The sequence below is a fragment of the Thalassospira sp. TSL5-1 genome, from assembly GCF_001907695.1.
In the GTDB taxonomy this organism is placed as follows: Bacteria; Pseudomonadota; Alphaproteobacteria; order Rhodospirillales; family Thalassospiraceae; genus Thalassospira.
Window position 1 is genome coordinate 248,964 of record NZ_KV880637.1, and the last position, 25,330, is coordinate 274,293.

25 protein-coding genes and 1 tRNA gene are annotated in these 25,330 nt (G+C 52.9%); 17 read left to right on the forward strand and 9 right to left on the reverse strand.

Annotated features, from left to right (window positions below; all coding sequences use genetic code 11):
- Nucleotides 1–92: 92 nt before the first annotated feature.
- The 6 genes from LF95_RS01175 to LF95_RS01200 all read left to right on the forward strand — a co-directional run bounded on the left by LF95_RS01175 (nt 93) and on the right by LF95_RS01200 (nt 6,261).
- Nucleotides 93–728 (forward strand): shikimate kinase, encoded by a 636-nt coding sequence (locus LF95_RS01175; RefSeq protein WP_252509616.1) that lies wholly within the window; start codon nt 93–95, stop codon nt 726–728.
- Entirely contained in the window at nt 722–1,843 is a 1,122-nt protein-coding gene (gene aroB / locus LF95_RS01180; RefSeq protein WP_073953308.1) for a 3-dehydroquinate synthase, read from the forward strand. The genes LF95_RS01175 and aroB overlap by 7 nt, the downstream gene beginning before the upstream one ends.
- A 110-nt stretch (nt 1,844–1,953) precedes the next feature.
- The gene (locus tag LF95_RS01185; protein WP_073953309.1) at nt 1,954–3,228 is read left to right on the forward strand and encodes an HlyC/CorC family transporter; all 1,275 of its coding nucleotides are present in this window, start codon (nt 1,954–1,956) and stop codon (nt 3,226–3,228) included.
- A gap of 244 nt (nt 3,229–3,472) precedes the next feature.
- The gene (locus LF95_RS01190; protein ID WP_073953310.1) at nt 3,473–3,922 is read left to right on the forward strand and encodes a CBS domain-containing protein; all 450 of its coding nucleotides are present in this window, start codon (nt 3,473–3,475) and stop codon (nt 3,920–3,922) included.
- A 235-nt stretch (nt 3,923–4,157) separates the two neighbouring features.
- Nucleotides 4,158–4,748: a DUF2889 domain-containing protein gene (locus LF95_RS01195; RefSeq protein WP_073953311.1), complete on the forward strand. Its 591-nt coding sequence runs from the start codon at nt 4,158–4,160 to the stop codon at nt 4,746–4,748.
- Between the two features lie 238 nt (nt 4,749–4,986).
- Nucleotides 4,987–6,261: a transporter substrate-binding domain-containing protein gene (locus tag LF95_RS01200; protein WP_073953312.1), complete on the forward strand. Its 1,275-nt coding sequence runs from the start codon at nt 4,987–4,989 to the stop codon at nt 6,259–6,261.
- Nucleotides 6,262–6,314: 53 nt separating this feature from the next.
- On the opposite strand, the gene LF95_RS01205 is transcribed toward LF95_RS01200, so the two are convergent.
- On the reverse strand, nt 6,315–6,599 hold the full coding sequence (locus LF95_RS01205; RefSeq protein WP_073954748.1) for a BolA family protein: 285 nt from the start codon (nt 6,597–6,599) through the stop codon (nt 6,315–6,317).
- Between the two features lie 230 nt (nt 6,600–6,829).
- Here LF95_RS01205 and LF95_RS01210 point away from each other — a divergent pair, with 230 nt between their 5' ends.
- From LF95_RS01210 to gluQRS, 4 genes are all read left to right on the forward strand, one after another.
- Nucleotides 6,830–7,417, forward strand: a complete 588-nt coding sequence (locus LF95_RS01210) for a J domain-containing protein (protein WP_252509617.1) — start codon at nt 6,830–6,832, stop codon at nt 7,415–7,417.
- A 200-nt stretch (nt 7,418–7,617) separates the two neighbouring features.
- Nucleotides 7,618–8,625 (forward strand): cobaltochelatase subunit CobS, encoded by a 1,008-nt coding sequence (gene cobS / locus LF95_RS01215; RefSeq protein WP_073953314.1) that lies wholly within the window; start codon nt 7,618–7,620, stop codon nt 8,623–8,625.
- Nucleotides 8,626–8,720: 95 nt separating this feature from the next.
- Nucleotides 8,721–10,637 (forward strand): cobaltochelatase subunit CobT, encoded by a 1,917-nt coding sequence (gene cobT / locus LF95_RS01220; RefSeq protein WP_073953315.1) that lies wholly within the window; start codon nt 8,721–8,723, stop codon nt 10,635–10,637.
- A gap of 26 nt (nt 10,638–10,663) precedes the next feature.
- Complete coding sequence (gluQRS, locus tag LF95_RS01225; protein WP_073954749.1) at nt 10,664–11,506, forward strand: tRNA glutamyl-Q(34) synthetase GluQRS; 843 nt, start codon at nt 10,664–10,666, stop codon at nt 11,504–11,506.
- An 8-nt stretch (nt 11,507–11,514) separates the two neighbouring features.
- Here the strand turns inward: gluQRS and LF95_RS01230 are convergent, their stop codons facing one another.
- Nucleotides 11,515–12,432 carry a LysR family transcriptional regulator gene (locus LF95_RS01230; protein WP_073953316.1) on the reverse strand — a complete coding sequence of 306 codons (918 nt, stop codon included), beginning with the start codon at nt 12,430–12,432 and terminating at the stop codon, nt 11,515–11,517.
- A gap of 105 nt (nt 12,433–12,537) precedes the next feature.
- On the opposite strand from LF95_RS01230, the gene LF95_RS01235 reads away from it, so the two are divergent.
- Both LF95_RS01235 and LF95_RS01240 read left to right on the forward strand, forming a co-directional pair.
- A complete protein-coding gene (locus LF95_RS01235; RefSeq protein WP_073953317.1) occupies nt 12,538–13,137 on the forward strand; it encodes a short chain dehydrogenase in 600 nt (199 codons plus the stop codon).
- 21 nt (nt 13,138–13,158) lie between these two features.
- On the forward strand, nt 13,159–13,935 hold the full coding sequence (locus LF95_RS01240; protein ID WP_083607451.1) for a glutathione binding-like protein: 777 nt from the start codon (nt 13,159–13,161) through the stop codon (nt 13,933–13,935).
- Nucleotides 13,936–14,087: 152 nt separating this feature from the next.
- Here the strand turns inward: LF95_RS01240 and LF95_RS01245 are convergent, their stop codons facing one another.
- Nucleotides 14,088–14,276, reverse strand: coding sequence for a hypothetical protein (locus LF95_RS01245; RefSeq protein ID WP_073954750.1), 189 nt, complete (start codon nt 14,274–14,276; stop codon nt 14,088–14,090).
- A 650-nt stretch (nt 14,277–14,926) separates the two neighbouring features.
- On the opposite strand from LF95_RS01245, the gene rpmB reads away from it, so the two are divergent.
- Both rpmB and LF95_RS01255 read left to right on the forward strand, forming a co-directional pair.
- A complete protein-coding gene (gene rpmB / locus LF95_RS01250; protein ID WP_073953319.1) occupies nt 14,927–15,220 on the forward strand; it encodes a 50S ribosomal protein L28 in 294 nt (97 codons plus the stop codon).
- 418 nt (nt 15,221–15,638) lie between these two features.
- Complete coding sequence (locus LF95_RS01255; RefSeq protein WP_073953320.1) at nt 15,639–16,205, forward strand: HNH endonuclease; 567 nt, start codon at nt 15,639–15,641, stop codon at nt 16,203–16,205.
- A gap of 129 nt (nt 16,206–16,334) precedes the next feature.
- Here LF95_RS01255 and LF95_RS01260 read toward each other — a convergent pair whose 3' ends face one another.
- On the reverse strand, nt 16,335–16,859 hold the full coding sequence (locus tag LF95_RS01260) for a disulfide bond formation protein B (RefSeq protein ID WP_083607452.1): 525 nt from the start codon (nt 16,857–16,859) through the stop codon (nt 16,335–16,337).
- A gap of 34 nt (nt 16,860–16,893) precedes the next feature.
- Entirely contained in the window at nt 16,894–17,475 is a 582-nt protein-coding gene (locus LF95_RS01265; protein ID WP_073953321.1) for a YqaA family protein, read from the reverse strand.
- Between the two features lie 203 nt (nt 17,476–17,678).
- Here LF95_RS01265 and LF95_RS01270 point away from each other — a divergent pair.
- Nucleotides 17,679–17,764, forward strand: a tRNA-Leu gene (locus LF95_RS01270).
- Between the two features lie 959 nt (nt 17,765–18,723).
- On the opposite strand, the gene LF95_RS01275 is transcribed toward LF95_RS01270, so the two are convergent.
- On the reverse strand, nt 18,724–19,275 hold the full coding sequence (locus LF95_RS01275; protein ID WP_083607453.1) for an H-NS histone family protein: 552 nt from the start codon (nt 19,273–19,275) through the stop codon (nt 18,724–18,726).
- Between the two features lie 453 nt (nt 19,276–19,728).
- Here LF95_RS01275 and LF95_RS22710 point away from each other — a divergent pair, with 453 nt between their 5' ends.
- Nucleotides 19,729–19,914, forward strand: a complete 186-nt coding sequence (locus LF95_RS22710; RefSeq protein WP_143181909.1) for a hypothetical protein — start codon at nt 19,729–19,731, stop codon at nt 19,912–19,914.
- A 185-nt stretch (nt 19,915–20,099) separates the two neighbouring features.
- A complete protein-coding gene (locus tag LF95_RS01280) occupies nt 20,100–21,590 on the forward strand; it encodes a methyl-accepting chemotaxis protein (RefSeq protein ID WP_073953323.1) in 1,491 nt (496 codons plus the stop codon).
- Between the two features lie 291 nt (nt 21,591–21,881).
- Here the strand turns inward: LF95_RS01280 and LF95_RS01285 are convergent, their stop codons facing one another.
- From LF95_RS01285 to LF95_RS01295, 3 genes are read right to left on the reverse strand one after another with little or no spacing between them, the layout of a single operon-like run.
- Nucleotides 21,882–24,626 carry a sensor histidine kinase gene (locus LF95_RS01285; RefSeq protein WP_073953324.1) on the reverse strand — a complete coding sequence of 915 codons (2,745 nt, stop codon included), beginning with the start codon at nt 24,624–24,626 and terminating at the stop codon, nt 21,882–21,884.
- A gap of 3 nt (nt 24,627–24,629) precedes the next feature.
- The gene (locus LF95_RS01290) at nt 24,630–24,854 is read right to left on the reverse strand and encodes a hypothetical protein (protein WP_073953325.1); all 225 of its coding nucleotides are present in this window, start codon (nt 24,852–24,854) and stop codon (nt 24,630–24,632) included.
- 33 nt (nt 24,855–24,887) lie between these two features.
- Nucleotides 24,888–25,277: a response regulator transcription factor gene (locus tag LF95_RS01295; protein WP_252509618.1), complete on the reverse strand. Its 390-nt coding sequence runs from the start codon at nt 25,275–25,277 to the stop codon at nt 24,888–24,890.
- Nucleotides 25,278–25,330: the final 53 nt, after the last annotated feature.

Below are 25,330 nucleotides of genomic sequence, written 5' to 3' on the forward strand. Positions count from 1 at the left end.
AATTCGCCGTGCGGTTTGCTTGCGTTCCGCGCAACCGTGCCCTAAAGAATTGTGTAACAGTGTCACTTTGTATCAGGCGGTCAAGGGACCGTATGAACATGATAAAACAGGAATGCAAACCGGTCATGGATCGTAACAATGACGAGTCGGGTTTGCACACGGATATTGCCGCACATATCACTGCCGGTTTGAAGAACCGGTCGCTGGTTTTTGTCGGCCTGATGGGGGCAGGTAAAAGCTGCATCGGGCGCATGGTCGCCAAAACGCTGGATTTGCCCTTCATTGATGCCGATCGCGAAATCGAGGAAGCGGCTGGCTGCTCGATTGCCGATATTTTCCGGCTTTATGGCGAAGATGCCTTTCGCGATGGTGAAGAACGCGTCATCGCGCGCTTGCTGGAAGGCGACCAGGTTGTTCTGGCAACCGGGGGTGGTGCCTTTATTCGTGAACAGACCCGCAAACTGATTTTGGAAAAGGGTGTATCAGTCTGGCTGCGTGCCGATCTGGATGTGCTGGTACACCGTACCGCCGGGCGTCCGCATCGCCCGTTGCTCAATAGCGGCAACCCGCGCCAGATTTTGGCCGATCTGATTGAAACACGATACCCGGTTTATGCCGGTGCCGATGTGACATTTGATTGCGGCGATGCTTCCAAGGAAGACACCCGCGACGGGGTGCTGGCCGCCCTGGCAAATGCCTTTGACGAAAATGGGAAGTTGAAATCTTGAACAGTGCAGAAACACTTCGCGTCGAATTGGGCGATCGCAGTTACGATATCGTGATCGGCAGTGGTCTTTTGCCCGATACCGGCAAATATGTTGCGCCTTTTGCCCGCGCAGCAGGTGTTGTCATCCTGACGGACAGTAGCGTTGAAAAGCTTCATTTGCCGACTGTGCAGGCATCGCTGGAGGCGGCGGGTATTCCCCATCGCAGCGTAGTTGTCCCGGCGGGTGAGGCCTCCAAAAGCTTTGCCAGTTTTGAAAGCGTGATCGAACAAATCCTTGCTTTTGGCATCGAACGTTCCACCCTGATCATCGCCTTGGGCGGCGGTGTGATTGGTGATTTGGGCGGCTATGTCGCGGCGTCGCTTCTGCGTGGGCTGGATTTTGTGCAAATTCCGACAACCCTGCTCTCCCAGGTGGATAGTTCGGTGGGCGGTAAAACCGGCATCAATTCCAAATCGGGCAAAAACCTTGTCGGCGCATTTCATCAGCCGCGCCTGGTTTTGGCCGATACGGCGGTTCTTGATACCCTGCCCAAACGCGAAATGCTGGCGGGCTATGCCGAAGTTGCCAAATACGGCCTGATTGACGAGCCGGATTTTTTTGACTGGCTGGAAAACAATGCCGAAGCCGTGATTACGCGCGATGGTGCGGAACGCAAACAGGCGGTGTATCGCAGTTGTGCGGCCAAGGCGCGGGTTGTTTCGCAGGATGAACGCGAAAGCGGCAAGCGTGCGCTGCTTAATCTGGGGCACACATTCGGCCATGCCTTTGAGGCCGAACTTGGTTATGACGGGCGGCTTTTGCATGGCGAGGCGGTGGCAATCGGCATGGTGATTGCCCATGATGTGTGTGCGGCAATGGGCATGGCCCCGGCGCAGGATACCACGCGCCTGATGAACCATTTGCAGGCGGTGGGCCTGCCGGTGCGGGCGTCGCAAATTTCGGGCGTGCACTGGGATGTGGACCGGTTGATCAGCCATATGTCGCGCGATAAAAAAGTGCGTGACGGGCAGATCACTTTTGTCATGACGCGCGGCATTGGCAAGGCATTTACATCGCGTGAAATGGATGTCAGCAAGATGCGGGCTGCCATTTCCCGGTCCTGCCGGGCGGATTAAGCGGGCAACCGGCTGCGGCCTGCCAATTTGGCGGGCCGTGGCAAATGTTAACAACCAAGATATTTGAACCTGTTGGGCGAAAATCGCCGTTCTGAGAACGAGGGGACCATATGACAATCACGATCGTCGTGATTTTTATCCTGCTGATGTTGTCGGCATTTTTTTCGGGGTCGGAAACGGCGCTGACGGCGGCATCGCGTTCCATCATGCACCACAAGGAGCAGGATGGGGACGCCCGTGCCGGGATGGTCAACCGTTTGCGCGAAAATCAGGAACGGCTGATTGGTGCCATTCTGCTGGGAAATAACCTGGTTAATATTTTGGCGTCCGCAATGGCAACGTCGGTCATGATTGCGGTTTTTGGCCCGAACGGCGTTGTTTATGCGACTGCCGTGATGACGGCACTGGTGCTGATTTTTGCGGAAATTCTGCCCAAGACCTATGCGCTGAAACATGCCGATAGCATGGCCTTGCGCGTGGCACGCCCAATGAAGGTGCTGGTTACGTTATTTGCCCCGGTGACAGAAACGATCCAGGTGATTGTCCGGATGACCATGCGCCTGTTTGGCAGCGGCGATGGCCCGGGCACGGACAGCGAACGCGAATTGCGCGGTGCCATCGAGCTTCATGCCGATGACGAGGTGATTGGCGATCATCAGGCCGAACGTGCCATGCTGCACGGTATTCTGGACCTGGATGATGTGGGGGTTTGGGAAATCATGGTGCACCGCCGCAAGGTGCAGATGATTGATATTACCCGCTCGCTTGATGAAATTCTCGAAACCGTGCTGGCAAGCCCGCATACCCGTATTCCGATTTATGAAAATGATCCGGACAATATTGTTGGTGTTTTGCATGCGCGCGAGGTTCTTAAAACCATCGTGCGCGGGAACAAGCCGGAAAACGCCGCCGACATTCGCGCATTGGCGGCCAAGCCCTGGTTTATTCCCGATTCAACCACTTTGGCCGACCAGTTGAAGGCCTTCAAGGAACGGCACGAGCATTTTGCCATCGTCGTTGACGAATATGGTGCCTTTGAAGGTGTTGTGTCGCTGGAAGATATTCTGGAAGAAATTGTTGGCGATATTGCCGATGAAACCGATGTCGAAGTGGTGGGTGTTCAGCCGCAGATTGACGGTTCGGTCATTGTGCGCGGCGATGTCACCATTCGCGATTTGAATCGCCGGTTTGGCTGGCGCCTGCCCGACGAAGAGGCAGCCACCATTGCCGGCTTGTTGCTGTATGAAACCCGGCGTATCCCCGATGTCGGGCAGCAATTCCGGTTTCATGGGCTGGAATTTGAAGTGCTGCGCCGTGTGCGCAACCAGGTCACACGGGTGAAGCTGCGCCCGGCTGACAGTGTGCCTGCTAACGAAGAAGAGTGATCATTCCCGGTTTTTCAGGGGTGAATGTTCCTGTGTTAGGTCCGTGATAACCGACACCCCGCAGCGTGCTGCGGGGTGCTTTGTATGTGTATGCCTGACGGGAAAAATACGAAAATCGCGTTAAATGGTCGTAAATATTCTACTTATCGGTTAAAATTTTAGGGTGATGGCATGCGTGCCGGTTATCTAGGGGTGCGTTTTGATTGCCATTCAACGGCAACAGCAAACTGGATAGAGAGACAAAATGGATACTAAAATCGTACCGGGTCTCGTGAAGGAACAGTCCCTTGCTACTTTGAACCCTGCCGATTCCGTTATGGATGCGGTGTTATTGATGAGTGAGCGAAAAATCGGTGCCGTGATTGTGGTTGATGATTCTGCCCGGCTTGCCGGTATTTTTACCGAGCGTGACCTGGTTAATCGCGTGGTTGCCAAAAAGCTTGATCCCGCCAAAACGCCGTTGGTTGATGTGATGACCGCTAATCCCGATACGCTGCGCCCGGATGACAATGCACACGAGGCGCTGACGCTTATGAGTGCGCATCGATATCGTCACCTGCCGGTGGTGGATGGCGACCGTGTTGTCGGGATGGTGTCGATCCGCGATTTGTTTAATGTGGTCAAGCAAGGCCTGGAGGATGAGGTGCGCGACCGCGAGAAATTCATTTTCGGGTCCGATTATGGCGTTGCCTGACTGTTAGCAAGCCCGTTTTAGGCCATCCGGGACGGCGGTGACCTATAACCATAACCGGGAGGCTTTGTCGCGCGTTGTGATAACGCGATTCGTCCCCGGGCAGGTTTGATCGGGCCAATCGGTCTGGCGAGCTTAATTGGGGGCGCTGTTATTTTGCGCTGTTTGTGTGCTTGCAGCGTTTCCCGGTTGACAGGAGGGTGTTTTCTGTCCTTACGTTTACGTAAAGGAGAGAGTTATGCCCCTGTCAGATCCCGCACCGCGTGAACATATTCACACCCGAAAGGTAACTTGCACCGGCTATCGGCGTTCCGATGGTTTGTGGGATATTGAAGGGCATATTACCGATGTCAAAACATATGGTTTTGAAAACCATGACCGTGGCGAAATTCCTGCCGGTGAACCTATTCACCAAATGTGGCTGCGACTGACGCTTGATGATCACATGGTTATTCAGGCTGCTGAAGCTGTGACGGATCACGCCCCGTTTGCGGCCTGTAACGAAATTGCCCCGAATTATGACAAGCTGGTGGGGCTTAAAATTGGTCCCGGCCTTCGACAGAAAATTCGCGAACGTGTGGGCGGTATATATGGCTGCACCCACCTGACCGAATTGATGGGGCCGGTCGCGACAACCGCCTTTCAAACCATCTTTCCTTTCCGTGCCCGCAAAGCTGCTGAAAAACAGCGTCATGAAGAAGAACAGGGAACAGCCAAGCCGCGCAAAAAGCAAAGCCCTCTGGTCAATAGCTGTCACGGTTGGCGTAGCGATGGCGCCGCTGTCAAACGTATTGCCCCGGATAGTTATACAGGGCCGCAAGACGATTGATGAGACGCTGCAACATATTGCCAGTGGTTATTTTCCTGCCTTAAATCCTGGATTCCAGCGATGCTATCTTTTTGGGGATTTTCCTACCCTAAAGGGGTTGTTTTTGCCCTTTCCTGCGCCGATATCTTGATAGGTTTTCGGGGGGTTGTGCCAGGCGGGGGCAAAAATGGGCAGAGGTGTTTTAGGGCGGCAAAAGGTTAAAACTCGTATCAATGGCTTTTCTTGCCGGTTTGGCAGAATGACGCTGATCATGATACTGGGCATTGTGGTCTTTGCCGTATCGGGCTGTCATCGTGCCAAGGCACAAGAGGTGCGCGGGAAAAATCTTGTTCTAAAAACCAGTGTTCAGCCCCCTTATCAGGACGTGGAAGACGGGGTTCTAACGGGTTCAACGATCCGGTTGCTTGATTGTACCTTTGATAAAATTGACATGGATTATGAGATTACGCTGGCACCGCGCCAACGTAATCTTGATCAGGTTCGCAAAGGGCAGGCGGACGGTTTTTTTCTGTCTCGCCTGTCAAAAAACATGTCGATTTATGCAGAACCAACGGCCCCTTTGGTGCTGGAAAAATGGGTATGGGTCTATCATCAGCACCGGCAGGAACAGATCAGCCGCCTTCTCAGGTCAGGCAGTGACCTCACTATTGGTGTTGTTTTGGGGTCGAACGAGGCCGAATGGCTGATGGAGCAGGGCTATTCTGACGTTATTCAAGCCCCGTCGCGCAAGTCGCTTTTGGCTTTGTTAACAGCTGACCGGGTGGATGTTGTTTTGATCGATCATCAGGCATTTCCCCATATCCGCGATAACATGGCAGAGCATGCCAGTCAGTTTGCCGAAAGGTTTGCCCGTTATGTGCCGTTGGTGATGTATTTTTCCCGCGATTATACTCGCGCCCATCCTGATATTATTCCCAAACTCAACCGTGCCCTGTCTGATTGTGGCCCGGCATCAGTGGCGCTTGATCCGGCAGAAATAGAACACATCACCCGGAATGACATAAACCGCATCCGGAAATGGTTGCGGGCCCCCGCCCTGATCAATGCCTTGCAAGATGTGGTGGCGCGCAATGATTCCCGTTATGGCGAACTGGCCAGCCCGCAAAAGATTGCAGCCCTTGATCATGAATGGACAGTGGCGACAGCACATGGCACGGCTTCCCGGCTGGCAGCGGAAATTTTGCAAAACGAGCTATCGGCCTATCTGCAACGGGTTTATCGCAACCGAAATGTTCAAATTGCCGAGGCGTTTATTTTTGATCACAAAGGGCTGATTTTGGGTATGTCCAGCCCGACAAGCAATTATGATCAATCCCGTGAAGCCAAATTCGCCATCTTCAAAAATCCGTCACCCGATGCAGTACAGATTACCGACATTCGCTACGATGCCTCGACAGCAAAGTTTTTGTCGCAAATCACCATGCCGGTCACGGATCCGCGTAGCGGGCAGGTACTGGCAGCCTTGAGTGTGGGGCTGGACGTGAGTGTTGCCCTTGATGGTCTTAATTTTTAATGCCCGCGGCATTGCAATTTGCCGGGACGCAGACACATGTCGTGCTTGCGCGTTTAACCTTGCCGGTTGGCCCATTCTTCCGGGGTCATGGTTTTTAGGGCCAGGGCATGAACCCGGTTTTTCAGCAGATCATCCAAAGCGCCATAAACCAGTCGCTGGCGGTTAACCCGGTTCTGGCCTTCAAAGCTTTTGGAAACGATCAAAAGCGAAAAATGGGATTCGCCGCGCGGGTCGGCCCCGGAATGCCCGGCATGCTTGGCGGAATCGTCAATCAGTTCGAGTTTTTCGGGGGTAAACTGTGCGGTGATGATATCGCGAATTTGTTGAGCAACCTGCATGTAACATTCTCTAATTGTTGAAAGGATCATGTGTGAAAAGACCAGGCGAGAAACCTTGGCGTTCATTGCATCAGTCTTTTAAACCCGTCAGGCTTTTTCAATCCTTTTATCGTTCGCAATCGACACATATGATATTGCGTCCTTTGATTGTTCCGAACATATAAACCCCTATGAACAGAGCGCAACGAAACAAACGCAAGACGTTGTATTTTACCGAGCCCGATTTGCCTGTGTGCGATTGGCCCGGTTGTGCGGAGCATGGGGAATTTAGGGCCCCCAAAGACCGCAGCCTGAGCACCTATTACCAGTTCTGTCTGGAACATGTTCGGCAATACAACAAATCCTGGGACTATTTTAGCGGCATGAAAGCCGATGATATTGAAGAACATGTCCGCCGTGATACCCATTGGCAGCGGCCGACATGGCAGTTCGGGCATATTCGCGGGGCCAAAAAGCCATTTGATTTCAAGTTCTCCGATGGTTTTGGTTTTTTTAACGAAGACGGCGAACAAACCCATCATGGCCCGGGGGGTGACCCCAATGCCAACCGCCGGGAACGCAATGCCGAGGATGCGGCACGCCGGGCCGGGGCGCTGGGAATGCCGCGCGAACAGCAGGAGGCGATGGCAACGCTGGATCTGGGGTGGCCGTTTTCAAAGGACGAGCTGAAATCCAAATACAAGCAACTGTCGAAAAAATACCATCCTGATGCCAATGGCGGTGACAAACGGGCCGAAGAACGGTTTAAAAGCATCAGTGCGGCCTATTCCAGCCTGATGACTTATATCCGTGATCTTGAGGCACGGGTTTCGATTTAGCGAACTCGGCGATACCGTGTTGTTTGGGCGGGTCTTGCCGGTTGCCGGTAAGGCCCGTAAAAGTTGCTGCAAATACAGGTTTTTACGCCAAAGGCAAAAAATTCCGTAACTTTCCTTTGTTCGCGGCGGCTTAATCGTTATTAATGAGAAAGATGACACATTCGGCCGGGCGAGCCGGTCTTTAAAATGCGCGAGTACTTATGAGCCAAGGTTACGAAGCGAGTGGTGGTGCAGCAGAACATCCGCTGGATGCACCCGATACCAAGATTTCCGTGCGTGAGGCATTCGGTATTGATAGCGACATGATGGTGCCGGCTTTCAGCCAGAGCAGCGAACATGTCCCGGCCAGTGATCCGACTTACCGATTTGACCGCGATACCACATTGGCGATTCTGGCGGGCTTTGCCCACAATCGCCGTGTGATGATTCAGGGCTATCACGGTACGGGTAAATCGACCCATATTGAACAGGTCGCCGCCCGCCTGAACTGGCCCTGTGTCCGTGTTAACCTCGATAGCCACATCAGCCGTATTGACCTGATCGGCAAGGATGCCATCGTTCTGCGTGATGGCAAACAGATCACCGAATTTCGCGAAGGCATTTTGCCCTGGGCCCTGAAACGCCCGGTGGCGATGGTGTTTGACGAATATGATGCCGGTCGTCCGGATGTCATGTTTGTGATTCAGCGTGTTCTTGAGGTGGACGGCAAGCTGACCCTGCTGGATCAGAACAAGGTTATTCATCCGCATCCGCATTTTCGCCTGTTTGCCACGTCAAACACGGTGGGCCTTGGCGATACCACGGGGCTTTATCATGGTACCCAGCAGATCAACCAGGCGCAGATGGACCGCTGGTCGATCGTCGCAACGCTGAACTATTTGCCGGTGGCTGATGAAACCAATATCATTGCAGCCAAGGTGCCCAGCTTTGACACGCCCGAAGGCCGCAGCAAGATCGAGGCGATGGTGGCCCTTGCCAACCTGACCCGTCAGGGTTTTGTGGCTGGTGACATTTCGACCGTGATGAGCCCGCGTACCGTGATTACGCTGGCGGAAAATGCCGAGATCTTTAACGATGTCGCCTATGCGTTCCGCGTGACCTTCCTGAACCGTTGTGACGAGGTTGAACGGCCCATTTTGGCCGAATATTACCAGCGTTGCTTTGGCGAGGAACTGCCGCAAAGTGCCATCAATGTGATGGTGCGCTAAGAACAGCGCCGCCTTTGAGATGACAGGTTTGCTGCAGGCTGAATATGACCCGGCCTGCAGCACCATAAACCCGGATAGATACGAGACAGCAAGCGATGAAAAACGACGAGGCGCTTTCAGGATTTCTGCGCGGCACGGCGGCGACATTTCGTGCGCTGGCGGGTCGTAACGATCTGGAGGTGGGCTTTGTCAAAGGCGGGCGCCCTGGGGGCTATGGCGAACATGTGCGCCTGCCCATGCCCAAGCAGGCCCTGCCCAAGGATGAAGTTGCCGATTTGCGTGGCGTGGCCGATGGCTGGGCGTTGAAGCTGCGTCATCATGATGCGGCCCTGCATCAAAAACGCATGCCCGAAAGTGCCGAAGCCCAGGCCGTTTACGAGGCCCTTGAAACCGCCCGTTATGAAGCACTGGGGTCGCGTTATTTTCCCGGTGTGCGCAAAAATCTGCGTGCGCACGAGGATGCCGAATGCAAGGCCAAGAATTTTCACCGTTTGACCGCCCGCGAGGATGCCCCCTTTGCCGATGCCATCGGCATGCTGGCCCGCGAAATGTTTACCGGCGAAAAGGCCCCGGATTCCGCCCGTAACCTGATCGATCTATGGCGTTCCGAGATCGAGGAAAAGGCCGGTGGCGACTTGGCAGAGCTTCAGTCGCTGCTGGATGATCAGGAAGCCTTTTCGCGCGGGATGCGCCGGTTGCTGGATCATTTGTCGCTGGAGGATGACCTGCTGGACGATCCGCCCGAACAGGAAGGCGATGATCAGGATCAGCAGGATGGTGAAGACGCCCCGGACAATGAACAGGAAAGCCAGGGTGGCGAGCAGGGCGATAGCGACGAAACCGACCCCGATGGCGATGATCAGCAGCAGGAAAGTGGCGCTGACGATGCGGAATCGGGCGAGGGTGATGTTGACGACCAGCAGCTTGACGCCCAGGCGCAGGAAGAACAGCCTGCCGGGCCGGGTGAACAGCCGGAATTTGACGGGCGCAATGAACCGATTGAGCGCGGATATGAGCCGTTTACCCGCGAATATGACGAAACCGTCTTTGCCGATGAATTGTGCGAAAGCATGGAGCTTTCGCGCCTGCGCGCCATGCTTGATAAACAGTTGGCAGCCCTGCAAAGCGTTGTGTCGCGCATTGCCAACCGCTTGCAACGTCGTCTGATGGCGCAGCAAAACCGTGGCTGGGACTTTGACCTTGAAGAAGGCATCCTCGATGCCGCCAAGCTGGCACGTATCGTTGCAACACCGTCAACGCCGCTGTCCTTCAAGCTCGAACATGATACCGATTTCCGCGATACGGTCGTGACGTTGCTGATCGATAATTCCGGCTCCATGCGCGGACGGCCGATTACCATTGCCGCTTTGTCGGCCGATATTTTGGCCCGCACGCTGGAACGCTGCGGGGTGAAGGTGGAAATCCTTGGTTTTACTACTCGGCAATGGAAAGGCGGGCAATCGCGCGAAGCCTGGGTGGATGCGGGCAAACCGCCCAAACCGGGCCGTTTGAATGATTTGCGCCATATTATTTACAAGGCTGCCGATACGCCCTGGCGTCGTGCACGCAAAAACCTGGGCCTGATGTTGCGTGAAGGGTTGCTCAAGGAAAATATCGACGGCGAAGCATTGCTGTGGGCCCATGACCGTTTGCTGGCGCGTAATGAACAGCGCCGTATTCTGATGGTGATTTCCGATGGTGCACCGGTGGATGATTCCACCCTGTCGGTCAATTCCGGCAATTATCTGGAACGGCATTTGCGCGAAGTGATTGACTGGATTCAAACCCGGTCGCCAGTTGAGTTGCTGGCCATCGGGATTGGTCATGACGTCACCCGTTATTACCAACATGCCGTGACAATCAACGACCCCGAAGAACTGGGCGGCACCATGCTGCGCGAACTTTCGGACCTGTTTGATGAAAAACCCAAACGTGGCCCCAAACGGCCGCTGCGCCATGTCGCGGCCGATACGGCCAGGGACAAGGGGCATGGTGACAAGGACCGCTGGTAATTTCTCTTTTGGTGCGCGGGGCAAACATGGGTGATATCACCCGTTTTGCCCCCAGTCCGACGGGGTATCTGCATTTGGGGCATGCTGCATCGGCGCTGTTTGCCGCGCAAAAGGCCGGTGCTGGTGGAAGGTTTTTGTTGCGGATCGAGGATATTGACCAGACCCGCTGCCGCCCGGAATTTATCACCGCCATATACGATGATCTTGCCTGGCTGGGCTTACACTGGGAACAGCCGGTGCGCATTCAGTCCGCCCATTTCAGCGATTATCAATCCGTGCTGGACCGTTTAGGTGAACGGGGCCTGCTCTATCCGTGCTTTTGCACCCGCAAGGAAATCCAGGCGGAAATTGCGCGCATCGGCAACGCCCCGCATGGGCCGGATGGTGCGCTTTACCCCGGTACGTGCCGCCATTTAAGTGCAATGGAACGCCAGGAGCGTATCGAGGCGGGCCAATCTTATGCCCTGCGGCTGGATATGGGGCAGGCGATAAAACAGGTGGGAAAACGGCTTTATTGGCATGATCGCAATGCCGGGCGGCAGGTTGCGGTGCCGGAAATTTTTGGTGACGTGGTGCTGGCGCGTAAGGATACCCCGACCAGCTACCATGTTTCCGTCACCCATGACGACCATTTGCAGGGCATTTCGCTGGTCACACGCGGCGAGGATTTGTTTTTCGCCAGCCACCTGCACCGCCTGTTGCAGGAATTGCTGGGCTATGACGTGCCGGAATATCATCATCACAAACTGCTGACCGGCCCGGACGGCAAACGCTTTGCCAAGCGCGATAAATCCGAAACCCTGCAATCCATGCGCGAAACAGGCGTGAGCGTTGATGATGTGATGGCGCGGATTGGCACATTATCCTGATAACCAGATCAGCCTGTATTTGTTTCCAGCAAATGGGGCCGCCCGTGGAACCAGTTGCGGATAAAATCGATGAATAAGCGGTTTTTAAGCGGTTGTGCGCCCTGATAGGGGTAAACAAGGCTTATGGGGCTGCGCGGGGATGTGTACTCATCCAGCCGCGTTTCAAGGCGCCCTGCATCAATTTCGGTCATGGCGATGTAGCGCGGCAGGCGGGCAATACCCAGCCCCTGGCACACGGCATTGCGGATCAGCGGGTAATGATTAAGCCGCAAATTGCCGTCCACCAGCACCGATACCGGGCCATCCTTGCCAAAAAACAGCCAGCGATGATCCTTGCAGTAATGAAAATTGTTGATGCAGTTATGGTGGCGCAAATCATCGGGCATGGTGACGGATGGGTGGTTTTGCCAATAGGCGGGGCTGGCGCATACCAGTTCGGAAAGCTGCCCTAATGGAATGGCGATTTGGTCCGGGTCGTCGGGCAGGCCCGCACGAATGGCCATATCAACCGGGTCGGCACGCAGGTCGCGATAGCGGTTTTCCAGCTCCAGTTCGATGATAATGCCAGGGTTTTGTGCCTGAAAACGGGCGATGATGTCGTTTAAAAATATCTCGCCAAACGATACCGGCACCGTAATGCGCACAATGCCCGTCGGGCTTTTGCGCAGGCTTTCAACCGCGTCAAAACCGGCATCGGCGGCCTCCCCCAGGCGTTGGCAATAAACCAGAAAAGCTGCGCCGGTTTCTGTCAATTCCAACCGCCGGGTGGAACGAAACAATAGCTTCGTTCCCAGGGCTTCCTCCAGCCGCGATATCTGCTGGCTGATTAATCCCTTGGAAACACGCAAAACCTTTGCCGCAGCAGTAAAGCCGCCTTGTTCGATCACAGTGGCAAAGCTGTGCATTTCTGTCAGATACTGTTTCATTGTTTATCATGTTAAACAAAATGTTTGATAATTGGTATGTTATCGATCCAATGTTGCCGTGAGAAGATCATTTCATCCTTTTCCAAAAGCAATGGAGATAACGTGATGAAAATTCTTCTGATTGGGGCCTCTGGCACGATTGGCAAGGCCGTTGCCGCCGAACTGGGCGCACGGCATGATATTATCACTGCCGGGCGCAGCAGTGGCGATGTACAGATCGACATTTGCGACCTGGCCAGTATTCGCGCTGCTTACGAAAAGGTCGGTGCGCTGGATGCGGTGGTTTCTACGGCGGGCAAGGTCCATTTTGGCGATTTTGCCGAAATGGATGATGAAAAATACCGCATCGGCATTAATGACAAACTGATGGGGCAGGTGAACCTGGTGTTGATTGGTCGGGATTATGTGACTGATCGGGCGTCTTTTACCCTGACAACCGGTATTCTGACCAAAGACCCCATTCGTTATGGCAGTTCGGCCTCGATGGTGAATGGTGCGGTCGAGGCATTTGTGCGGGCGGCGGCAATTGAAATGCCTGCCGGGCTGCGTATCAATGCGGTCAGCCCCGGTGTGATTGCCGAGGCAATGGAGGGATATGGCCCCTTCTTTCGCGGGCATGACCCGGTGCCTGCGGCAAAGGCGGCTCTTGGTTATGCCAAGTCGGTTGAAGGGTTACAAACAGGCCAGATTTTCGAGCTGTTCTAAAACGGGCTTGCGGGTATCTTTGTGAAAAATGCGCCAGAATATGATCCGGCGCATTTTTTTATTAAACTTGTATTGTTTAGTAACTATCCCTTGCGCTCCTGGGGATTTATTCCATTTATAGCGCGAAAGATGACGGCTGTTGGGGGACAGGTTGTCGCATGCGAACCCAAGAGATGTGTCAAGATGATACTGTTTTACATGCCGGGGGCTTGTTCACTCTCGACTCATATATCCCTGCTCGAAACAGGTGAGCAATTTCGCCTCGTTAAGGTGAATCACAAAACCTTAAAAACCGAACATGGCGAAAACTTTTTGTCCATTAGTCCCGATGGACGTATTCCTGTCCTGAAACTTCCCACTGACGATGTGATAACGGACTGTGTTGGTACGCTGCATTATATTGCCGACCATTTTTGGCAAAGTGGTGTGTCACCCGCGCCGGATTCTGCCGAACGTGCCCGGTTGAATGCTTTTCTGACCCGTATTGAGCATGAGCTTCATGCTCAATTTTCGCTATTGCAGCAAAAAAGAACGACACCAGATCTGCGTGACGCCGTGATCACCAGACTTTCGGACGAATTTGAGAAATATGAGAAGCTGTTTTCCGATGGTCGACATTATCTGATGGGGCGGCAATTTAGTGTGGCCGATGCCTATTTGCTTGTTGCGATCAATTGGGCTGGCATGATCGGTATTAATACTTTCCGTTGGCCCCATATTGGCGATTTCGGGGACCGAATGCGCGGGCGCACCTCGGTTCTGGCGGCCTTGCGTGCCGAGGGCCTTTTGGTCGATTGATCAAACAACCGCTTTTAACCTGCAGTCCTTATTGTGAAAGGGCATGGGGTTTGAAAAGACTGCTTTGTGATTAAGTATAAAAAACAGCCTGTGGGATGATCCAACAGGCTGTTTTTGGTTTTGGTATCGCAGAAAATGCTTTTGGCCGGAGCTTAACGGCTGAAATCAATCAAAACCAGGAATGCAACCGGGACAAGAGCCAGGGCAACGTAAATCCAGGCTGAAGCAATGGAAATCCCCAAGGCTGCAAAAACAAACCCGGTAAGATACAGGACCAGCCCAATAACGGCGACCAGCAGGATGCCGATTAACGGCAAGGCGACTTTGGAATCGGTTTTCATCGATGCGTTGCTCCCCAAGCATGGGCCCATAAAAAGGGTCCCCTGAAAATCTGCGGAACTATACCAGCGGCATTTGAAATCTGTTTTGACAAGGATCAATACTGGCGCGTGCTTTGTGTAAAGGGAAAGGCAATTTTCTACCTGTCCGTCAAATATAACCGGTATGTGGTTTAAAGCAGTGCAGGGCCGGGCAGATTGCGAAGGATCGGGCAAGGAAGGGAAGGTATTGAGCTGCGAATAACTGTGTCAGGTCCCTTTGAGAGGCGCTGGTTTTGCTGTGTGATGACTTTATATATGTATCGCAGCTTGTCAGGATTGATCGGGTATTTAGCGAATCCTGATTTTACAATGGCGAATCCCGTTATATGGCGGCGGGATGCGGGGCAGGGCATAAATATTGTGTGGTATTTTGGCCGCCGATATTGCCAAATCGGGTATCAATTATGCCGCTAGCGGGGTGTTGTGCCGGGCCGAAACTGCCGAAAAACGATAAACGAACGGTGAAACATAGAATTCCGCAGTAATTGCGGTAAATTGCGCGGAAGAGGCTTGACGGCACTGGTTTGAGGCAGTATTAACCCGGCTCCAAGCGCGGGCCTGCGTGTTCAGGCCAAGCGTCCTTTTGCGAAATTAGACCAGGAGATCAGGTCATGGCACGTCGCTGCCCGGTATCCGGCAAAGGCGTTTTGGTCGGCATGAATGTGAGCCACGCCCACAATCGTACCAAACGTCGTTTTCTTCCGAACTTGCAGCAGACCTCGCTGTTGAGCGAAACGCTCGGCCGCTCGGTTCGTATGCGTCTGACCACCAATGCAATCCGCACCATCGAAAAACGTGGTGGCCTGGATGCGTATCTGATTGGCACGGCTAACACCAAGCTTGATGCCGATCTGCTGAAGGTTAAACGTCAGATCGTTAAAGCTGCTGAAGCAAAAGCTGCCTAAGGCAATTTTGCTTTAACAAAGTACGAAGGTCCGTCTTTGGCGGGCCTTTTTGCTTTTTCAGATTTGGCCCCAGAGGCCAGGAGAACAGCCGGACCTTGTGTTCCGGCTGTTTTTTTGTGCAGTGCCTTCTGTGATAAACAGTGATGGGTTTCGCCGGTTTGAACGGGCACCTGGCGACAAGCCGGTTTCTGCCGGAATGTGACAGAATAGAGCCGGATTTTCGGAAGATTTTGCAATGCGGCGACTCGGCGTAAAAGCGGTTTTGCGCTTTGGGAAAAATCGTCTATAATCTTCTCAATCAGTGATTTATGCGTGCGTTACCACCCGTATATAAAACGTCACAGGATATTCATCAGCCCCGTGTGACGAAGATGCTAGACAGGCGGTACGACTCTGTAAACACGGCGGAGCGGATGATATGTTTCTATCGCCCAATACGTGTCCGGCCCTTGTTCTTAACGCGGATTTTCGCCCGTTAAGTTACTTCCCGCTGTCTTTGTGGTCCTGGCAGGATACGCTAAAGGCGGTGTTCCTTGATCGTGTCAATGTTCTTTCCGAATATGACCGTGAGGTGCGCTCGCCTTCCTTTAAAATGAAGCTGCCCAGCGTCATTTCCCTGAAGGAATATGTGCCGATCAAAAGCACACCTGCCTTTACCCGTTTTAACGTTTTTTTGCGCGACCGGTTCAGTTGCCAATATTGTGGTGATCGCCTGCCGGTAAACGACCTGACCTTTGATCATGTGGTGCCGCGCTCCAAGGGCGGACGCACCAACTGGACCAATATTGTCGCGGCTTGTGGCACCTGCAACCTGCATAAGGGAAGCCGATCAGTCAAGGAGGCTGGTCTTCATTTGCGCCGGCGGCCCGACCAGCCCACGATGCAGCAGTTGCAGTCTATTGGACGATCTTTCCCGCCAAACTATCTTCATGAAAGTTGGCGGGATTTTTTATATTGGGATACCGAACTGGAATACGACTTTTAGGCTGGCTACGTGGATGCGTGGCTTTTTGTCGCCAGCAACATAAACAAAGCCGACGCAGATCTCCGCGTCGGCTTTGTTGTTTTATCTGCCTGTTGTAAGGCGCAGGCAGCGATGGTTCGCTGTTTTGGTTTAGTACTGGCCGGTGGTGCGCATCATTTTGCTGCGCGGTGCCAAAAGGCAGAAAACGGCCATTGCAATCGAGAAAAACAAATTGACCGTCGGCATGGTGATGCCAAACAGTTTCCAGTCAATTTTGTCGCACCGAACAATGGGTTGAGCCAGAAGCTGTGCCTTGAGGTCGGCGATGTTTGAGGCCCCGCTTGTCAGGCCGCCGCACATTTCAGGGCCATCCCACCACAATTCCTGAACCCCAACGTGATAAAACGCAATGCCCGCGCCAATCGCAAAGGCGATACCGCACAGATATATCAGGCCGCGCGACAGGCCTGGCTGACGGATAAGCAGCAGCGAGACAAGGGCAAGGCCGACCACGCTATAATAGGGGATGCGTTGATAAAGGCACAGAATGCACGGCAGCAGTTTTTCAACATACTGGGCATAGAACGCAAAACCAAGACTGCCCGCTGAGACCAGAAAAACAAACAGGCCGGGCAACGGTGATGGGGTGCGGCGGCGGGAATATGAAGATGCCATTTGGCTCCATCCGTAATGCGTGTTGTAAGGTTTTCTAAATTAGGTACTTGATGGCGACAAAGCCGCCCACCAGGCCGACAATGAAAACTGTGAAGACAAGACCCAGGCGCCGTTCGATAAAATCGCGAATGGGGGGGCCAAATTGCCAGATCAGCGCGGCAATCAGGAAAAAGCGAATGCCGCGTGCCAGAACTGACGAGACCGAGAATATGACGGGGTCCAGTGATGTAACCCCGGACAGGATCGTAATAACCTTGTAGGGGAAGGGCGTAACCCCGGCAATGAAAACAGCCCAGGCACCCCATTCGTTGTAATAGTCGCGAAATGTCTCGAACTTGCTGGCATAGCCGTAAAAGCCAAGCACGGGCTTGCCCACACTTTCAAACAGAAAATGTCCGATCGCATAACCGGCCAGCCCGCCTAATACCGATGCCACCATGCAAATGGTGGCATAGCGCCATGCCTTGTTACGGGCGGCAAGAATCATCGGAATCAGCAGAATATCTGGCGGAATGGGAAAAAACGAACTTTCAGCAAAGGCAATGACGGCCAGGGCAATGGCAGCATGGCGGTGGGAGGCCAGGCTAAGGGTCCAGTCATATAGTCTGCGAAGCACCAGGAGCGACCTTTATGTCAGGCCGCATATATATGGGCCGTATGCTGAAGAATGGGGCGATGTAACTCTATTTGACGGCAGGCTGCAACGGTTTCTGACAGAAACGTGATCAACTTGTTTTTTTTACGCAAAGCCCCATTGACCAGCGCGAAATTCTCGCTATTATCCGCCCCCACGATGGACGGCGCATCAAGCGCCTTGCTGCCCCTGTGGCGGAATTGGTAGACGCGGCAGACTCAAAATCTGTTTCACTTTGTGAGTGGGAGTTCGATTCTCCCCGGGGGCACCATCGATCTGAATTTTCCCAGATATTTGTGATGGCTTTAATGTTCGCGACGCATACGCGGCGTGAGAAATGTTGTGTTGTATTTTTGGCGGCATGACATGAAAACCAGGCATTCGCGCATCTGCCTGTTGTGAGCCTCATCCCAAGGGGCGCTTCTTCCCGACCCAGGTTTCATGTCGAAAAGACTTATTTGGTGTGCAGCATTTCAGGCTGGTTGTTGCGAGGTTTTGTGGGCTTTAGTCGTGCGCTGATGTGTTGGTGACGATGCCCATCATTTACCGTTCGTTATGTGCCATGAACCTTGTCTGTTGTGGAACATGACGTAACGGCGCTTGCCTTATGCGAGGAAATCCGTGCTTGGACCTGTTCATCATATTTGTCCTGATGATTGACGATGGTTCTAAGGGGAATCAATTCCTGAAATTTCACGCATTGCCAGATTTCAAATCGTCTTCTGTTTTTGTTCTTTTTTGAGCTTTTGCATGTGTTTGAATGGCGATCAGTTTGTTGCCTTTGAGGGGTGTTTGGGGCGGTGACGATATATTAGATATCTGGAATTTTGGAGCCGCTTATTACACGGACTGTTTTGTCAAAACCTTACAAAAGTCAAACAAAATTGGGCTTTTGGCACACAAGAGGGGGCGGTGATTTGAACAGCACAGTGTTTCTAAAGTTGTTTGAAAATATAGATTTTATTTTTTAACGGGAAAATTTCTGTTTTTTAGATAGTTGCATGGTGGCGATTAGTGCGGGCTGTGGTTAGGTCCTGCCTTGTGGCAAAGGGGAAAGTTCATGCTGCATTGTAGGCTGTTTCCGTGCCGAAATCTGGTGGATTGACGGGGTATTCCAGGGGCGAGAAAGAAGAGAAAAGGCAAGGCAGATAGGTGTTTTGCGCAAAATAAAACCCCCTGCTGAAACAGCAGGGGGAACGTCAAAGCCATGATGTGACGGCTTTGAGAATTTTATTTTTCAAGTTCGGCAATATGTGTTTTGTAGTTCGGATGTTCCGGGTTCAGATAATCCGGATCATTTTTAATGGCATCAACAGTGGTGCCTTTTTCTTCCGCCAGTTTCAGCACCCAACCGATAACACGGCCACGACCGGTCCAGGTTTCTTCCGGGTTTATCGGGTTGCGATATTTCGGCGGAGTGGATTGTTTGCTTTTTACCGGTGCAGAAGAGGATGCGGCAGTTGCTTTAAATACATCCGGATAAAGTTCGCGAATGGAAAAACCGGCGTCATTCAATTTTTGGTTAAATTCCGCGCGAAGGTCTTTGATGGCCTGTTCTTTTCGGCTTTCGACTTCTTCTTCGGTCTGCTCCATTAGGTCGCGAAGTTCTTTATAGCTCAATTTTGAAATATCGATTTTGGTCATTATGTTTCTCCTGAAAACAATAAATTCACGTTTTACATAATCCCTATTCTTCCGAAGGGCAAGATGTTTTGGGAAATTTAAAACCGGATTGCGGCATTTTTTCTTATTATGACGGGTATCACTTTGAATTGTGATCATTCGTCAAATAGCAATTTAAATTTGATTTTTGATGCGATTTTAGAAAAATTTCTATGCAAAACAACATGTTGATGGAAGGATGCTGACATTGGCGCATGACGTGTTGTATTGCGATGTGCAGTAAGGTTTCAAACCTAACCAGGCTTGGTTCATTTTTCTTGAAGTCCGGGAATAATGGCAGTTTCAAAACTATTTTTGTAATATTGCATAACCTGATCCCACCATATGGTATGAATAATATATATTAAAGTATGATTTTTTGCGATAAGGTCGGGTTTTATGGCCTGATGCGGGCGGGGTATTTTTGTCGATCCGCCAGGGTGGCATTTGCGGTACCCGCACCAGCACGCGCGCTATGGTGCGCCTGTGGGCAGTGATCGGCTTGTCATATCCTGCGTATATTGGTTGGGGCAAAAAGTTCGCCACCTGGTTTTTCGTTACGTCCTGGAGCGCATGGCAGATGCAGTGAGTGGCAACAAAACACCATTATGCTGTAAAGCCGAAACATCAGCTTGCAGCGTTTGGGGCAGGGAGGCTGTTGGTTTATTGATGCCATCTTTTGAAGCAGCACTGATTTGCGTGCTAAATTTTGCCAAAGCTTCTGTGCCGCAGGAAACAAAAGTCACATCCGGCTGTTAATGTTCGTCGCTGCCCTCAGACCCAACCACAAGCCCGTGCCCCAAAAGGGTGGTTATCTCAAAGATCAGTACCGATATATCGGCCAAACTGGCGGCGATGCCATTGGTCGGTTAGAGAATTTTTGCCCGTTTCAGGTGTTTCTGATCAACCGATTTTAGATATTTTACCAAAGGAAATAGTCAGCCATGTTCGGTTTCGGCCATATCAGCCAGCGTAAGGCGCGGGATTATCAACAGATTATCGAGGCGCTTGATAAGTCGGCAGCCGTGATTGAATTCAGCCTGGATGGCTACGTTCTGCAGGCGAATGAAAATTTCCTGTCCCTGATGGGATATCGCCCTGAGGAGGTGATTGGAAAACATCATAGGATGTTTGTTTCCGAAGCATATGGCAAAAGCGCGGAATATCGTGATTTTTGGCATAAATTGGCCAAGGGCAAGTATCAAGCGGCAGAATTTCAACGGGTTGCCAGGGATAGCCGGACCGTTTGGATTGAGGCGTCCTATAATCCGGTTTTTGATCGTGCCGGAAAGCCGGTGAAGGTCATTAAATTTGCCTATGACGTCACAAAAAAGCGCGAACAGCGTGCGGAAATGACCGGCATGCTTGATGCCATTAATAAATCGCAGGCGATTATCGAGTTCAATCTTGATGGCACGGTGATTGATGCCAATGAAAATTTTCTCTCCGTGATGGGGTATCGCGGCGACGAAATTATTGGTCATCATCACAGCATGTTTGTCACTGGTGACGAAAAAAACAGTCCTGAATATCGGGCTTTCTGGAAGTCGCTGAATGAAGGACAATTTCAAGCCGGACAATTCCACCGTCTTGCCAAAGGGGGGAAGTCAGTCTGGATCGAGGCGTCCTATAATCCGATTTTTAATGCGGCGGGCAAGGTTTACAAGGTTGTCAAATTCGCAACCGATATTACGGCCCAGATCAATTTGCTCGTCGATCTTAAGTCCATGATCGACAATAATTTCTCCAATATCGAGACTGCGATTGCCGATTTGCGGGGCATTTCCGGGAATGCCGTGGATGCGTGCAGCGATACGGTTGCAAATGTGCAAACCGTTACGGTCGGGGCCGCCGAAATGAGTGATTCAATTGCTGAAATTTCGCGGAACATGGCCGATTCACAAAAGAGTACCGAACAAATGGCGCGCGAAACCGTTATTGCCGATGAATCCACCCAAAGGATGGCCCAGGTGGTTGACGCGATGACCGGAATTGTCGAACTGATTCAGAATATTGCCGGGCAGATTAATCTTTTGGCGCTGAATGCGACAATTGAATCAGCCCGTGCCGGCGAAGCCGGTAAAGGATTTGCCGTTGTCGCAAACGAGGTTAAAAACCTTGCCAATCAGGCTGCACGCGCCACCGATCAGATATCAACCGAAATTCAAGGTATTCAGGACATCACATCGGAAGTCGTTGGCGCATTGCAGACAATTCGCAGTTCGGTCGAGACGATGCGGGATTCTGTTGGCGTGACCTCAAAAGCACTGGGCGCGCAAAACCGGATTACTTCGGGTGTTTCGCAAAACATGCAGCATATGAATGCGGCAGTAGGTCGTTTCTCCCGCAGTATCGAAGACATCCGTGCAACCGTTGAGCGGGTTTCGCAATCGGTAGGCGAAACAAGGGCTGCTGCCGAAGTTCTGGCGCGGTAAGGGCTTATTGGGGCTATCGGCGTTCGGAATCCGGAATATGTTTGCAGGGAGGATGGTGCTTGCCATCTTCCCTGTTTTGCTGGTGATGGAGGCAGGTATCGTGACGTGGCAGATACGATGGGCAAAAATGTCCAGAAAGTGACGAATCGTACCTTATGCGGGTTTCTGTTAAATATTTGTTTTTAAATAAAACATGAGGCAAGCGTTGCGCCGGGCCTTGTGTGCTGGTTCGCACGTTTGATGAGGCGGAACGTAGACAGGCGTGCCCATGTGCGTTGCCGGGAAGGACCTTTACAGGCTTGAGTTAGCGCTGTGGCGGCGAACGGGAATGAACATATGAAAAGTGGCCCCTTGTCCCGGTTTGCTATCGACCCAGATACGGCCCCGGCAATGTTCGACCACATGTTTTGAAATCGCCAACCCCAGGCCAGAGCCGGACGGGCGCGGTTTGTTGTCGGGATATTTGCCGCCCCGAGAGAATTTGTCAAAAATCAGGGTGGCTTCTTCTTTGGCTATGCCTGCGCCGTTATCGGATATCGAAACAAGGTAGCCATCCTGGTGTGTTGCACCACGCACATATATTTCAGGCTGTTCCGGGTTGGCGAATTTGGCGGCATTGGAAAGCAGATTAATGAAAACCTGGGTCAGCCGGTCCCGGTCAACAAAGAGATTTACGCTGTCGCCGCCAATATCGACCCGCAATTTGGCGTTGCGGCTGTTAAATAATCCTTCCAGGGCATCAATGGTTTCGCGCAGCACGGCCTTTGGGTCAATCTCGCTGGGATGCCAGTCGGAATGGCCGGCTTCAAGGCGGGCCAGGTCCAGATGATCATCAATCAGGCGGGTCAGGCGTTCGCTTTCACGGACAATCACATTCAAAAAGCGTTCGCTGCGCTCGGCTTCGAGTTCCGGGGTATCAACCAGAATTTCGGAAAAGGACCGGATGGAGGTGAGCGGTGTGCGAAATTCGTGGCTGACCATCGTCAGAAATTCGTCCTTGAGGCGGTCCAGCTCCTTGAGGCGGTCATTGGCGGCACGAAGTTCGGCGGCGGCACGTTCCAGCTCGCGCGATTTTTGCTCCAGCCGTTGGGAATGTTCAATAACGTGGGATGTTTCTTCGAGTATTTCCAGCACTTCATCCAAGCTGACCATTTCGCCCTTGGCAACGGATGATACCATCACCCGGGCGGATGCGGCACCAATGGAACCTGCCAGCAAGCGTTCGCTAAAGGCGATCATATCGGCATTGGCTTCGCCCTTGCCGCGCCAGGCGGTATGGTGGGAGGTGCCATAATCGCGAAAGGCATGATAGGCGCGTTCGCGGCCCAAAAACCGTTCCACCAGTTCATAAAGGTCATCAATGGTGGCCGAAGACCGCCAAATTACCGTTTCCCCGCCCTTGCGCGAAAAGGCATCGACAAACAGGGTGGCCTGAATGCGTTCCAGCCCGCCCTGATTGGTAAACAGGCTGATAACAATAAAAAGCCCGGCATTTAGCGCCATCGACCAGATCAGTGCGTGGGTGAGTGGGGCGAAATTATCCAGGCCGAACAGGGCTTCGGGCCGCAGCCACGGGTGGCCAAAGGCGCCGTCGGTGATCAGTTTGGGGTCAATCCAGCCGGAATCGGCAAAGGAAGGTAGCAAAAGCGTATAGGCCCAAATGGCAAAACCGGCGGCAAGCCCGGTCAGCGCCCCGGTTTTGGTGCCGCCCTTCCAAAACAGCCCGCCTACCATAATGGGAATAAATTGCGCGGTGGCAGCAAAGGAAATCAGCCCGATTTCCGCCAGCGCATCGCCCGCCCCGGCAGACCGGTAATAGATATAGCCCATAAAGACTACCAGCACGATGGAGGCGCGGCGGATGAACAATAACAGGCCGGTCAAATCGTCGCGTTCGGTCAGGCGCAGCCATTTCAGGCGCAACAGGGCAGGAATGACCAGGTCGTTACACACCATCGTCGACAGGGCGATGGCGGCGACAATCACCATGCTGGTGCTGGCCGATAATCCGCCAACATAGGCCGCCAGTGCCAGAAAAGACTGCCCCTGCGAAAGCGGTACGGAGAGTACGAAAAAGTCCGGGTCGGCCCAGTCGGGCAGAAGGCCCATTCCGGCCAGGGCAATGGGCAGGACAAACAGGTTCATGAGCAGCAAATAGGCGGGGAAGGCCCAGGACGCGGTGGCAAGGTGGCGTTCATCGACATTTTCCACCACGATCACCTGAAACTGGCGTGGCAGGGTTAAAATCGCCGCCATCGATAGGGCCATGAGGGTAAACCAGCGCGTGCCGCTATCTGGTTGTAGCGTGAGTAGCCCTGCCATGCGCGGTGTTTGGCTTGCCTGTTTAAACAGGTCGCCCAACCCGGAAAACATAAAAAAGCACACAAAAATACCGACAGCCAGCAGGGCAAACAGTTTGACCAGGCTTTCAAAGGCAATGGCGGCGACCATGCCTTCATGATGTTCATCGGCATCAATAAAGCGGGTGCCAAACAAAATGCCAAACAGCGCCAGGCCCGTGGCCGCCCAGAAGCCGCTATCGGCAAAGATGTGGGATGTGGATACAAATGGTTCGGAAACCGAACTGCCCCATACGGTCAAAACCGTATAGCTGGTGGCGACCGCCTTTAATTGCAGGGCAATGTAGGGGGTGGTGCCGATCACGGCGATGAAGGTGACAAGAACGGAAAGTTGGGTGCTTTTGCCATAGCGCGATGAAATGAAATCGGCGATGGAGGTAATGCGGTGCGCCTTTGAAATGCGCAGCATTTTGCGCAGCAAAAACCACCATCCCAGAAAAATCACCGTCGGCCCCAGATAGATGGTCAGATATTCCAGCCCGTTGCGCGCAGCCGACCCAACCGCGCCATAAAAGGTCCAACTGGTGCAATAAACCGCAATTGAAAGGGTATAGACCGTGGGGTTGCGCACCCAGGAGCGCCCGGCCCGTGCGCGTTTATCGCCCCACCAGGCAATGGTATAAAGCAGGCCCACATAAATCAGCGATACGGCAATTACCACCTGGGAGGATAACACGGGTTATATATCCTCCGGCTGTTGTGCGCTTTGGCGCAACTTGCGCGTGATCCAGGCGCAAAGGGCAATAAAAACGGCCCACCCGACAAAAAAATAGACAAACAGCACCGGCAGCCCGAACACAAATCCGTCCAGCGAAAACACCCCAACCAGGGGCGGTATCCAGGCTAAAAAGGCGGTAACGGCAAGAACCAGGGCACGTTCGGTCAGTTTTGTCGGTGGTCTCATGGCAGGTCTGCCTTGTGACGGATGGGGATATTGTCAGGTTTGCGGGGTATCGCAACCCAGCAGCGCCTTGACGCGGGCAACAACGTCACGGGTGGAAAAGGGTTTGGTGACAAAATCATCAACACCAAGTTCCAGTCCCTTGCGCCGGTCAATCTCGCGGGTGCGCGCGGTGAGCATCATGATGGGGATGTGTTTGGTTCGGCTATTGGTGCGAACCGTGCGGGCAACGTCAAAACCATCGCGTCCCGGCATCATGACATCAAGCAGGACCATATCGGGGATATCCTGGCTGATCATGTCAATCGCACTTTGCCCGTTGGTGGCAATGCGCACGTTAAAGCCTTCCTTTTCCATCAGAAAGGCCAGGGATTCGACAATGGTTTCTTCATCCTCCGCAATCAGGACCGTTGGTTTGTCGGTCACGACGTTCTCCCTGATTTTGGTTTTTTATGAGATGGGCCTTGGGGCGTTTATGC